The sequence below is a fragment of the Pseudogracilibacillus amylolyticus (SeqCode) genome, from assembly GCF_051918545.1.
GTDB lineage: Bacteria > Bacillota > Bacilli > Bacillales > Amphibacillaceae > Pseudogracilibacillus.
The window spans coordinates 633-11,883 of the sequence record NZ_JBPPZG010000124.1 but is presented as its reverse complement, the minus strand read 5'-3'; the positions used below and the strand labels follow the sequence as shown (position 1 = coordinate 11,883).

The 11,251-nt window shown below is 36.1% G+C and carries 12 protein-coding genes and 10 tRNA genes; 1 reads left to right on the top strand and 21 read right to left on the bottom strand.

Translation table 11 applies throughout. The features are described from left to right. On the top strand, window positions 1–288 hold a 288-nt coding region (locus tag ACPYKA_RS13645; RefSeq protein WP_479542789.1), incomplete at its 5' end, for a LutC/YkgG family protein. Window positions 289–602: 314 nt separating this feature from the next. Here ACPYKA_RS13645 and ACPYKA_RS13640 read toward each other — a convergent pair. The 21 genes from ACPYKA_RS13640 to ACPYKA_RS13540 form a co-directional block, all read right to left on the bottom strand. Next, window positions 603–785 (bottom strand): hypothetical protein, encoded by a 183-nt coding sequence (locus ACPYKA_RS13640; protein WP_479542788.1) that lies wholly within the window; start codon window positions 783–785, stop codon window positions 603–605. Window positions 786–925: 140 nt separating this feature from the next. Continuing rightward, a complete protein-coding gene (locus ACPYKA_RS13635; RefSeq protein WP_188859281.1) occupies window positions 926–1,552 on the bottom strand; it encodes a Type 1 glutamine amidotransferase-like domain-containing protein in 627 nt (208 codons plus the stop codon). Between the two features lie 444 nt (window positions 1,553–1,996). Further along, window positions 1,997–2,785: an alpha/beta hydrolase family protein gene (locus ACPYKA_RS13630; RefSeq protein ID WP_188859279.1), complete on the bottom strand. Its 789-nt coding sequence runs from the start codon at window positions 2,783–2,785 to the stop codon at window positions 1,997–1,999. Window positions 2,786–3,466: 681 nt separating this feature from the next. Then, a complete protein-coding gene (locus ACPYKA_RS13625; RefSeq protein ID WP_194461818.1) occupies window positions 3,467–3,631 on the bottom strand; it encodes a hypothetical protein in 165 nt (54 codons plus the stop codon). Window positions 3,632–4,065: 434 nt separating this feature from the next. Further along, on the bottom strand, window positions 4,066–4,470 hold the full coding sequence (locus tag ACPYKA_RS13620) for an HIT family protein (protein WP_188859753.1): 405 nt from the start codon (window positions 4,468–4,470) through the stop codon (window positions 4,066–4,068). A gap of 103 nt (window positions 4,471–4,573) precedes the next feature. Further along, complete coding sequence (locus tag ACPYKA_RS13615; RefSeq protein ID WP_479542787.1) at window positions 4,574–4,900, bottom strand: alpha/beta fold hydrolase; 327 nt, start codon at window positions 4,898–4,900, stop codon at window positions 4,574–4,576. Between the two features lie 36 nt (window positions 4,901–4,936). Continuing rightward, window positions 4,937–5,425, bottom strand: coding sequence for an alpha/beta fold hydrolase (locus ACPYKA_RS13610; RefSeq protein ID WP_479542786.1), 489 nt, complete (start codon window positions 5,423–5,425; stop codon window positions 4,937–4,939). A 342-nt stretch (window positions 5,426–5,767) separates the two neighbouring features. Continuing rightward, window positions 5,768–6,628, bottom strand: coding sequence for a hypothetical protein (locus ACPYKA_RS13605; protein WP_479542785.1), 861 nt, complete (start codon window positions 6,626–6,628; stop codon window positions 5,768–5,770). Next, window positions 6,612–7,565: a WD40/YVTN/BNR-like repeat-containing protein gene (locus ACPYKA_RS13600; RefSeq protein ID WP_479542784.1), complete on the bottom strand. Its 954-nt coding sequence runs from the start codon at window positions 7,563–7,565 to the stop codon at window positions 6,612–6,614. The genes ACPYKA_RS13605 and ACPYKA_RS13600 overlap by 17 nt, the downstream gene beginning before the upstream one ends. A gap of 122 nt (window positions 7,566–7,687) precedes the next feature. Continuing rightward, window positions 7,688–8,683: an aminoglycoside phosphotransferase family protein gene (locus ACPYKA_RS13595; protein ID WP_479542783.1), complete on the bottom strand. Its 996-nt coding sequence runs from the start codon at window positions 8,681–8,683 to the stop codon at window positions 7,688–7,690. 299 nt (window positions 8,684–8,982) lie between these two features. Continuing rightward, a complete protein-coding gene (locus ACPYKA_RS13590; protein WP_479542782.1) occupies window positions 8,983–9,189 on the bottom strand; it encodes a zinc ribbon domain-containing protein in 207 nt (68 codons plus the stop codon). A gap of 1,117 nt (window positions 9,190–10,306) precedes the next feature. Continuing rightward, a tRNA-Leu gene (locus tag ACPYKA_RS13585) sits at window positions 10,307–10,390 on the bottom strand. A gap of 2 nt (window positions 10,391–10,392) precedes the next feature. Then, window positions 10,393–10,466 (bottom strand) — tRNA-Cys (locus ACPYKA_RS13580). A gap of 11 nt (window positions 10,467–10,477) precedes the next feature. After that, a tRNA-Gly gene (locus ACPYKA_RS13575) sits at window positions 10,478–10,552 on the bottom strand. 7 nt (window positions 10,553–10,559) lie between these two features. Then, a tRNA-Gln gene (locus tag ACPYKA_RS13570) sits at window positions 10,560–10,631 on the bottom strand. A 19-nt stretch (window positions 10,632–10,650) separates the two neighbouring features. Next, window positions 10,651–10,726: transfer RNA gene (locus ACPYKA_RS13565), tRNA-His, on the bottom strand. 20 nt (window positions 10,727–10,746) lie between these two features. Then, window positions 10,747–10,820 (bottom strand) — tRNA-Trp (locus ACPYKA_RS13560). Between the two features lie 8 nt (window positions 10,821–10,828). Continuing rightward, a tRNA-Tyr gene (locus ACPYKA_RS13555) sits at window positions 10,829–10,913 on the bottom strand. Window positions 10,914–10,927: 14 nt separating this feature from the next. Then, window positions 10,928–11,003: transfer RNA gene (locus ACPYKA_RS13550), tRNA-Phe, on the bottom strand. 22 nt (window positions 11,004–11,025) lie between these two features. Continuing rightward, window positions 11,026–11,102: transfer RNA gene (locus tag ACPYKA_RS13545), tRNA-Asp, on the bottom strand. Between the two features lie 6 nt (window positions 11,103–11,108). Next, a tRNA-Met gene (locus tag ACPYKA_RS13540) sits at window positions 11,109–11,185 on the bottom strand. Between the last annotated feature and the right edge of the window lie 66 nt (window positions 11,186–11,251).

Genomic DNA, 11,251 nt, shown 5'->3' with positions numbered 1-11,251 from the left:
GATATTACACTAGCCGAATCTGCTACGGTGACATTATTCCATCATAAAGATCACGGGCGCACGATTAGCCTGTTACCCCATTCCTATATCGCGATCATCCCAAGGGAAACAATTGTCCCTCGCATGACACAAGCAACACAGCAAATTCATGAAGCCATTGCAAAGGGCGAAGATGTTGCATCTTGTGTCAGTTTCATTTCAGGCCCAAGTAATAGTGCAGATATTGAAATGAATCTGATTGTTGGCGTACATGGCCCGGTGCACGCAACTTATATAGTTGTAGACTAGATAGTTGGATTGTAGTTTTGGAATGCCTTTGAAACACCATTTATCGTTTTCACGAATCATTTGATTTATTTTGCATCTATTCTGGCTTTGTTTTGTTGAACAAGCGTCCTTCTGTCGGTAGGATTAGTAATTTAAATCCAACCATTCAACCCGTGGTAAGTCACGACGCTTGTTCTTTGTTGTATTATAATACGATAATAATTGATATTTAGACTAACTTACCAGCATGTTTCAAATCCCTAGTTAATCTTCAGAGTCTAGTTAAATGTAGGTAATGATATCATCTAAATCACTAATTGCTAATTTTGACCATCTTAACTCAACCATTTGACAAATTTTCCCTCTACTTCATCATGAGAATAAAATTCTCCATTATTAAGTTGGTTCATCCCTTCTTCAATCTTCGCTTTCACAGAAAGTTGCTCAATAATTTCTTCTAACGTTGTATTATTAGGCAGGTCTTCAATCATCTTTATAACTTCCTCTTTTGCACTCATTCAACTACCACCTAACTTCTGTCTCTCCATTATAAACCAAAACCTTTTAAAATCAGCTTATTCAAAGACACATTTTTTATACAAATGCTATCTTGCTTATTGAACAATCGCACAAGTTAGTGGAAGAGCGTTAAGGTAGATCATTCAATAATAATTACTTCTCCGTCCTTTAACGCCTTAAAAGGTATTTTATTATTAACCATATATTCTATTGCTTTATCAATACCCTTAGACTCTGGATGTTCTGATTTATAATGTGGAGCAATTGCATATTCCAAAATATGCAGTCCATCCCAAATAGTTTGATACCTTTCTTCATACGGCTTTTGATCTGGGTCATCAACCAAATGAATACCTTTTAGCGTTGGTCCAAGGATACAAACTCCAGCACTGTACCCTCCATATAAGATGTTCTTTTTATCCTTATAATACTTTTTAACGATTTTATCGAAACCACTTAACCTCATTGCCTGTGCAAGAACGAATGTGTTGCCTCCCCTTACCCAGATAACATCATACTCATTAAGTTTTTCTTGTAGCCCTTCTGTGTTACGGAAATACTTTTTCAGATCAAGAATATCCACTATAAAACCAATTCTTTTAAGATCCGATACATCCATTGCGTCACTTTTATTCTTTCTTTCTAAATCAGTTGCAAAATCTAATGCGTTATTGATATAAGCAACTTTTTTATTGCCGTTTTTCGTGATGTCTATTAATTTTTGTTCTTCATTACCAATTTTATAAGATGACAGATAAAATTTCATAATATCCCCCTATTCTCCCTTAAATGAATAACTTTTGTTAAATAAAGATAGACTCGTTTCTTCCACAATCCTGCCCTATAGTTTAAAACATTCTTTCATAATAAAGAATAAAGCACCGGAAGATCGGCTCTTTATTTTGGTTTTATCGAGCATAAAAGATACTATCTAACATCAGGTCCGTATTCTTATGATGTGTTTCACTCTTTAAGAGCAGCGAGCCGTGTTGAAGCACGTATTCATTGCTGATGACGGTGTCAAACTCTTTTTGGATCATTTTATCATTGATTCTAGTGAAACAAAGCAATTAATCTCGTCATCTATCAGTTACAATTTCTAGTGCAGAATCTTCTTTTACCGCTAAAACTTCTCCCGTCAAAGCATTTGAAAAGTCCACGCGCTCGCAATTACACTCATTGCGGGAGATCTTATATAAATAAACACCTATTAGCTGAATAAGTCTGTCAGCCACTTGGTCCAATTATTCCAAGTTGATATTCTTAAGTCTTTTCCGTGACCAACACTCTCTTTGATTAAAATCTCAACTTGTTTAGCTCCATTTTCTTTCAATTTATTATAAAAATTTTCAGTATGATACGGACGAATGCTTTTGTCTTCATTTCCGTGGATTAAGAGTAAAGGACGTTCTTTAATCTTTGTTAAGAACCTTGAAGGATCAACTGAATGTCTACCTTCAATATAATCCTTCCACTCATTTTCGTCTAAATTACGATACACGTTTTCGTGGCATCTTTTTAAATATGGATAGAGTGTAGAAAGATCATCTTCTTGGAGTAAATGGTCGGCATTCTGTTGACTTGGCTCTAGTAAAGGACAAAATGCTATTGCGCCAGATGCTAAACTAGAGGAACCTAATGCTGAAACAGCTATACCACCACCATAACTATTTCCAATAAGAATAATATGGTCAATATCCCAATAAATTTCTTTTTCAGTATTCAAGTCCAATGTATTACCTTTTGCTAAAAGTTCAAGACCCATTAAAGCACCCTTTACAGAAGAATCTGGACCAAAATCTCCATAACTTTCCCAGTTTCCAGGATAGCGCGCCTGCAACACGGTAAAGCCCAGATCCGATAAAGGTTTTCCCATTTCAGGGGCAATCGGTTTGTTAGGTAATCCCGGTAACCACACAATTCCTATTTTATTATTCAATGTTGTATCAGGTAGATAGAGTTCACCAAGAATATCTCCATTTCTAACATAAGCTATCATATATTATCTCCTTTCTTTACGTTAACTTCTGAATTTTATAGTAGCGGTAAACCTTCTAAAAAAACGTAGCACAAAATTATTGAGGCTACGTTTTTGTTTTTGTCTTACTTACGAACGTTATCCCGTTTAAGTTTCCTGTCGAGAAATATATAAAACAAAGAAACCGCTATGCCTATTGCTCCTATTACATTTACTGCCGTTGTAGAATAGCTGCTAACCGTAATTATCGCAAAAAATAATATCACTAAGAGTACTTGCGTAGCCCTATATATTTTTCTCATTACCCAGTCCCCCTCGCAGTGTCTCCAACAAAATGGACTGTTTGTTGAACAGATTCCTCTTAATTAAACATAATTTGTAACAAGCGATTGAAAATTAAACCAATGGCAAATCCTATAATTATTATAAAACCACCCAAATAGGAACTTCTTTTTCAGTAAGCCCTGTTTTCCGTAAAAGCCATGATATTACCGTAACGATGATTAGTAGCAGAATATACTTCCAAATTGCTAATCCTAGTGAATCAAAAAAGCTCAACCCTGAAATAGATATAAATAATAAACAAATATTTAAAGGGTGTGCAAGTCGTTCGTATGAAAGGGGGGTTTTTAATCAATTGGAAAAATCCCCCTGGGAGTACCTAATCTTGAGAGGATATAATGTTAACACAGCGCTATTAGACTATCTTCTGACACCTAACCACTTCTTTTCAATTATTTTGGGTTCTTTACGATTGGTGTGCAGAACATATAATTCTTTATTTGGATTTTCACGATGAAATTCTTGATATGCTCTCATTGCCGCTGGAGAACTAGTAAACTTATTTAGCGGTGCTATTTCTTCCAAAATTCGCTCACTTTGTTCATTTGTTTAAGCTTGGGTTGCTTCTATCAATACCCAAGTATCTGGAAATGCCTGGCGTACATCTTCCCATTTTATTTCCAATGGGGCAGGCATTATTAAAATAAGTTTGCAGTGCAAACTCCACCCGGTAAAAATGCACCATATAAACAATAGACGATTTTCTCATTTAAAATAATTTTTATCCACTTTTATTTTATACATCCTCCTAGATTGAAGCTCGCCTTCATAAGCAAAATGATTGAACCTGTTGCTGCAGCTCCAAATAAAAGGTGAATCCCGACATCGTAACCCTTTATACAGCTATTCTTAAAGATGAGTTATGCGCTTATTTTGATAAGTAATGCAGCCGCGAATGCAATGTAATAAGTCAATTTGACTGTGACAGGTTTAATTATTTCAGAAACGGGGCCATTAGCTTAATAACTGCCTCTTACATTCTCTTCACTTTTAAACATATGTCTTATCCCTTTACCTGCCAGTGGTTCGTCTTTATATCTTGGTATAACGTGAAAATGAGCGTGGAAAATGTGCTGACCACCTACTTCGCCGCAGTTCCAGCCTAGATTGTATCCTTGAGGCTTGTGTTCCTCATCTAAGTATTTTTTAACCCTTTGAAGAAGACGGTAAGTTGCTTCCCATTCATCCTTAGTTAATTCAAATACAGTTTCTCTATGTTTTTTGGGAACAATTAGCCCTGCTCCTTCAAGCAGACCGCCTTTTATTTTAGATTGTTCCAATTGTAAAAAATGACAATGTTCATTGCTAAAAATAACTTCTTGTTTAGGTTCTATTTCTGGATTACAAAAAATACACTTTTCCATCATGATCTCCTCATTTTTTATTTATCTTCCTCAACCTTTCTACCTCTATAATATATTCAACAAAGAGGGTGCTTCTCCTCCTACAAGGACCGCACCTGCTAGTTTAAAAAGTAGAATTAAAAAAATCATGAGCAATTTCATTCATTTCATCTGGTTTCTCGACAACTGTCCAATGACCACAATTTCTTATGGTAATTAATTTTGAATGGGGAATATAATCGATTAATAATTCCTTTATCAACTTAGGAGTTAAAATATCGTCACAACCTTGGGTAACTACTATGGGAATATCTTTAATACTATCTAATTTACTAATTACATCATAGTGTCCTAATATGTCTTCTCCAATTTGCTGATTAACTGTTGGATTAATAGAAGTTTTTGCTTTTACCTTTAATGAGTCCTCGGTATATACATAATATTTATCCAAAATCGCTAACACCTCATCAATGGATGACTCTCCATTTCAAACCCCTTCTTCTAACTTAGATAGTTTCGATTTTTCACTTTCCGATAATTTTTTCTCAAGTTCCTTACCAAAGGTTTTAAAACCTTCAGCTGAAACGCCTATGGCAGCTGTTAGAAGAATTTTATTTACCCTTTCTGGATACGTAGTTGCATATAATAGAGCTAGCATTGAACCCCATGATTCACCAAATATATTTATCTTTTCCAGTTTTAGTTCTTTACGTAATAATTCCAATGTACATACTTCGTCCATCATGGAGTATTGACCATCAATAGAAGGAGCTGATTTTCCACAACCCCTTTGATCATAGAATACTAATTTAAACTTCCGGGAAAGTGGTAACATGTGAGGTAGAAAAAAACGATGCTCACTGCCTGGTCCACCGTGTAAGAAAACAATAGCTTCTCCTTCCCCTATTGTATTAATATTTAACCCCTGAAAATTAATATTAGTTAGATTGAATGTTCCCTTATTATCAACAGTCATTTAAGTCCTCCTAAAAATGATTATATTTTTTATTAATAGCTAACCTGCCCCGTCTACAAAATCGTCATATTGACAATATCCCTATTATGCTAGAGAAGCTTTAATGAAATTGGTATTAACGAGTAGAATATTCCTATTAAGATTGAAGGTATGGCAAAACGATAAAAGGCTTCTGGAATATCTTCTGCCATCCCACCTCTCTCACTAAAAAGTAATCCTGATATAAGAAACAGAAAACCTAACCAACCAATTACCTTCCCAAACTTAGTATGTTTTTTTTCATCTAGTTTAGTCACCAATCCATTCATTTTGATGTACAAAAAAAACGAAAGGTAATAGATTCTAGTTGGAACCACTATACTCCAGTGTAATCGGCTCGTTTTTTTCCATCGTTGCTTCATAAATACGGATATTTCCTACAGTTGATTCGGGGGCATCAGAATGAACCTCAAAGTTTTCATTTAGTGATATCGTCCAAACAGCTTCATTATCACGCTTTAAAACAACAGCCAGCGTACCGAACTGTTGAATATTTTCCCACTCAAACAGTTCCGTCTCCCCATCTTCAATCACAGAAATACCTTCCGTATCACTTATCAGTTGAATGTTCTCACCCTGCCAGCGACCATGAATTTCAGCTGCTACATAATAATAGGATATGCCACTACCGCGATCACCATAAGTACCAATAAATTGTTGAATGGTATCGTCCTTTGCTTCGTAAGTAACGGCAGCAATATCATTCGCTAACCATTCTACTTGAAATTCTCCTTTTGTATCAAAAGGTAATCTTTCCTTTGGACGAGCGAGAATGCCATAGTAGTCCCGATAATACACGGCCGCCCCATTCTCCACATTCTCTTTAATTGATAAAACATGCTTCCAATTAGGGGATATACTTGTAATATTTTTGACTGCTTGATTACTCGATACTAGTAGAAATATATGAACCATAATAAAAATAAACACTATACCTGCACCAATGAATTTCATCCTTTTCTTGAGATTTATCAGAAGCGGAATTGCTAGGGTTAGAAAGAGAATACAGAAAATGTTTATGATGTAAAATAACCGATCATCAATGTACTCTACTTGGTATTTTTTAGAGATGAATAGATATCCCATCTGAAAAGTGAAAATGCTAATAGAAATAACAAATAGCGCCCAGCCTACTATGTTCATAAAATTATTCTTGTTCTTCATTATTCGGCTGTACCTCCCTCTGAAACTCCCACGTATTTCCATTATCTTCTGAAATAAACTTTCCCTTTACTTCTCCACCTTTATAATCACCGTTCGGACCTTGATTCACTAAAACGGACAAATTCTCTTGCTCCTTTACAGGAATTTCAGCCTGTACAAAAATTTGATTATACTCATCTGGAATATTTATTGTTGCCTCATTCCAAGTGTGCCCACCATCTAGTGTCACATAAAGATCAGGTGCCTCTGGATTTATCGTTCCAAAGGATAGAAAGCCTGTTAATTCATCAACAAAACCACCATCATAAATTAATCTTGTTATTCCAGAATTGGTTGTTTCCTCCCAGCTTTTGCCACCATCGTGTGATAGAAAGACGTGTGAAGATTCCTGTGACATCGTGCGATCACCCGAAATAATAACGTATCCAAAATCTTCATTTAGAAAGTCTACTTTTCTGAAACGCATCACGGTGAAGGGTTCCGTTACTACTGATTCATCCCATGTCTTTCCCTGGTCGGTTGAATAGGTTAACAAAATTCTTTGATTATCCCAGCTTGCTCCCTCAGAATATAGAAATGCCGCTTGGTTTTCTGTAAGAATATAGCTATTTTCAATCAGTTCTTGCTTGTTTCCATTGTATTCACCACTAAATAATTGATCTAACTCAACCGGAACCTTAATCCAATCCTCCCCCTGATTAAAAGTAATGTTCAACTCATTATTTTGTAAAGTGTAGGCTATCTGCTCGTTAGCAGGCTGAAACTCTTGGGAATCAGATTGTTCATCTTCATTTAGTGATTCTTGATTATCACGTATTTCATTCGGCTGTGAGAACTGCGAATATGATAGATTATCTCGCGTTTGATAATAGAATATCGCGGTAATCATTAGGACAAGCATGATAACGCTTGATAAGCCCAGTAAAAGGTTTTTCATTAGGATTTCCCTTTCTTTTTAGTACTATAATGAACAATGATTAAGTAATGCATCCGTTACTTGGATAAGATAAAAGAGTTCAATGGAATAACTTATTCGCTGTCATTTTTTAGAAGTGCTTTTTATATAGATATTTCCAGTTCCTTCAAACACAATGATAATCTATTCTTGATCATTTCTTTATCCCCCATTTGTTGTAGTGTCTTAGCGTTCAGTTCACTTTCATTTAGTGTTTCATAGTGTTCATGAGTTTCTACCAATACCCATAAGACATATTCCTCCAATAAGCGATGTTGCAATTTCTCATTATTATCTATGTATCCTTTTATAAAACCATCGGCAATTCTACTCATTATTTTGGAATTTTGGTCATAGGCATGCTTTCGATATCTGGGGGCATTAGAGTATGCAGGAAGAAGAAATTTATAACAAAACACAAAATACCCAGCATATTTTAAATCAAAATCTAACCGAGGAAATGGATCAATTAAAGAAACATTTTCTAAATCAAATATAATATTTTCTGGCGTTACATCTTGATTGACTAATGATATCGTTTGCGGACTTTTGCGTCTTTTATCAATTATGTTTACTACCTTATCTACAACTCTTTTACGATCAAATTTTAAATCGGAATTAGTCAATTCATTTAATATACTTAAATAAATATCGTTATCATGTTGCCATATTAGGTTAGTTTCCTGTTGAATATTCCCTTCAAGTCGTTTACCATTCCATATAATATTTCCGAATCCTTTTATTTCGGGAATTTTTTCATGCATGCGCTTAAAAAATCTACCTAACTTTCCTCCAATGACATGGCTCTCAGAATGACTGAGATCCTGGAGTTTTTTCCCTATACCCATAAAACTTTCTACTGTAAAAACTAGTGATTCATCAAGATTGTAATCAAAGAATAAAGGACAAATATGAAAAGAAGTTTGGTTGGCCTGATGATAATACGCTTTTGAAGATTCATACTCAGTAATCAAATCAATCTCATTATATTCTTGTAGTTGTCCATATGATTCTTTTTTTCTTATTCTTAATACAAGTTCTCCTTCATGTTTTCTTTCTATTTTATAGACATTGTGCCAAGCACCTTCACCAATTTTCATAATATGATCCTTCGCTGAATTTTCAATGTTCGACTTCAAAATAGCATCCCTTACTTCTTCATTTATCACTACAAATGATCCTTTCTTTAACAGATTCTAATTAAGCTAAACCGTCCCGATAATTAATAACTCCATTCTATAATACCATAATATTCAAATAATATTTTTAATAGAAAAAGACAAACCAAGTTCTTCGTATGTTTTTGATATATTTCCGTCTGAAGGATAGCCACCATAAGGTCTCCACCATTTTGTCGAATAACTGCTTCTTCTAACGTCTCCCCTTGCTATTACCTGCTTTAACCAAAAAAAAGATCCAAAACGTTACTTCCAGTTGAACTAGTTTTCTTATAAAACTCCGAATACCCGCAGTTTTTACAGTAAACAACAGTGAATTGATTGTGCTGGACATCAAACATTTTAGATAAACCAGTGCCGGTCATTGCAACATCCTTCGTATCCGCCTCTGTACTTCCACATTTAATACATCCTCTGTTACTTCTCACTTTCGCTCATCTCCTTTGATATTTTTTCTACCCTTTTTATAAATCTTAAAATCTTTATTTGAAAGAAAACTGCCCTTTAATGCAATTAATTCCCGGAAATAACTTTTGGATTAAAACACTCTATTAATTTATACTTCCGTTTATCATAAATCATATTGGCGTTTCTCTTTATTAAAGAAATAATAATAACTGATCTCAAATATTAAAAAAGCTACAACCAAACTTGCCCAAAAAGGACGCGGCGATTCCATTAAAAAGGTAACGAAATATGTTACTATAAATGCTACTGAACCTACAAATAGGGAAAGTTTTAGACATGTTCTTTTCAATTTACATACCCCTTTCCTATTCCGCGGTTTGGATGAAATATCAAAATCACAGATTCCAAATTGGACTCTATATTAATACGATTGACTTAAACAAATTGTTTCAAACTCTCTGTCCAATCAGGATATATAACCTTCGTCACGTTTGTTTTCCCGCCACCGTGGAAAAGTATTAGAAGGGGGGAAGATGTTTGGTTTATCAGATTTAGTGGATCTCGTAATATCTGCATTCATTATCTTTCCTGCTGTCATTTTTTAAGAGAGTTAGGATATATAATTTTCGGCCTCCTAATTGGTGCAACACGCACCCATCCATTTTTATCAAAAAAAGACTTTTACCTTAAACTTGGCAAAAGTCTCTCGGGTTCAAAGCCATTATTCGTTTTACGACCAGCTTAACAGCGCGAAATGGAATAAGTAAGTGTTTCAGATGGCGGTTAAGATCTCTATATGCTCGAACAAACCCGATTTTAGTTTATTCGGGAGATTAGAGTACCTCTCAAAGACCGAACAAATTTAAGTCTTGCTCATTCGAGGGATTAGAGCATCTCTTACATCTCTTATCGCCGAACGAATTCAGAATTTGTTCAAATAGCTATTAAAAGTTAAAACGCCTCTACTCTTGAAGACAACGAAAAAATTGCAGTTAATATGTATTATTTTTGTGTTGTATGTGTGTTGCGTTTGAATGTTTTTATATCTTTTTCAAAAAACAAAAAATCGTAAACCCTTATGCATAAAGGCTTACGAATGAACTTCAAACTTCTTTTTAACCCATCTTAATTGTAAAATACCGGTGGTCGGGATCGAACCGACACTCCCGTGAAGGAACAAGATTTTGAGTCTTGCGCGTCTGCCTATTCCGCCACACCGGCATTGGAGGCGGTAACCGGATTCGAACCGGTGGTAAAGGTTTTGCAGACCTCTGCCTTACCACTTGGCTATACCGCCAGATAAAAAAATGGAGCGGAAGACGGGATTCGAACCCGCGACCCCCACCTTGGCAAGGTGGTGTTCTACCACTGAACTACTTCCGCATCATAACTGGGCTACTAGGATTCGAACCTAGGAATGACGGGACCAAAACCCGTTGCCTTACCGCTTGGCTATAGCCCAATAATAACTAACTATTAAATGGGGCGACCGGTGGGGGTCGAACCCACGAGTGCCGGAGCCACAATCCGGTGCGTTAACCACTTCGCCACGACCGCCATTTAAATTAAAAAAACAATGGCAGGGGTAGTAGGAATCGAACCCACATCAAAGGTTTTGGAGACCTTCGTTTTACCATTAAACTATACCCCTATATCAAATGGTGGAGGGGGGCAGATTCGAACTGCCGAACCCTGAGGGAGCGGATTTACAGTCCGCCGCGTTTAGCCACTTCGCTACCCCTCCAACAATAATACAAATGGTGGCTCGGGACGGAATCGAACCGCCGACACACGGATTTTCAGTCCGTTGCTCTACCGACTGAGCTACCGAGCCGTAATAACTTTTTTCTAAATAGTGGCGGTCCGGACGGGACTCGAACCCGCGACCTCCTGCGTGACAGGCAGGCATTCTAACCAACTGAACTACCGGACCTTAATTTGGTTGCGGGGGCAGGATTTGAACCTGCGACCTTTGGGTTATGAGCCCAACGAGCTACCGGACTGCTCCACCCCGCGGTAATAAGAAATATGCAAGTTTTGTTCATGCATAATAATAGAATAAGGACTGTTCGTCGTGTTTCG